Raw genomic sequence first — 736 nt, 5'->3', positions numbered from 1 at the left:
CCCGCACCGTCCTTGTGGTCGGCGACTTCATGGCGGCGGGTCTGGCCGAGGGTCTGGACGAAGCCTTCGCCGAGAATACCGGCGTCAGGATCGTTGACCGCAGCAATGGCTCGTCAGGCTTCGTGCGCGATGATTTCTACAACTGGCCCGAACAGATCAAATCGCTGATCGAAACCGAAAAGCCCGCCGCGGTGGTCGTCATGCTAGGGTCTAACGACCGCCAGCAGATGAAGGTCGGGGACGTACGCGAGCAGCCTCGTTCCGAAAACTGGACCAAGGAGTACGAACACCGTACCGATGAGTTCGGCAAGGCAATCGCCACCGCCAAGGTGCCTTTCCTATGGGTGGGCATGCCGGCCTTCCGGGTGCCGAAGATGACCTCGGACATGCTGGCCTTCAACGACATCTACCACAAGGCGGCCGAAAGCCACGGCGGCGAATTCGTCGATGTCTGGGACGGTTTCGTCGACGAGAACGGGGCCTTCATTACCAGCGGCCCCGACATGAATGGCCAGCCCGTGCGGCTGCGCGCCGATGACGGCATCAACGTGTCCAAGGCAGGCAAGCGCAAACTCGCCTTCTACACCGAAAAGTCGCTGGTGAAGATCCTTGGACTGGCCGCGCCGGGAAGCGTGGCACCGACGGCGGCGCCGGCGGGCGCACCGGTCGAGGCGCCCGGTTCGGCCGCCGCCCCCATCGTCATCGATCGCACCCAACCCATGCTGCTCAGCGATCC

At 63.7% G+C, this 736-nt stretch carries 1 protein-coding gene; it reads left to right on the top strand.

Annotation, left to right across the window (positions count from 1 at the left end; translation table 11 throughout):
* Positions 1–736 (top strand): DUF459 domain-containing protein (locus EOA36_RS36440; RefSeq protein ID WP_127281315.1); only part of this gene is annotated, 736 nt, incomplete at both ends.

The sequence above is a fragment of the Mesorhizobium sp. M8A.F.Ca.ET.021.01.1.1 genome, assembly GCF_003998025.1.
In the GTDB taxonomy this organism is placed as follows: Bacteria; Pseudomonadota; Alphaproteobacteria; order Rhizobiales; family Rhizobiaceae; genus Mesorhizobium.
The sequence above is the reverse complement of the archived record's forward strand: the minus strand, read 5'-3'. Positions and strand labels throughout refer to the sequence as shown.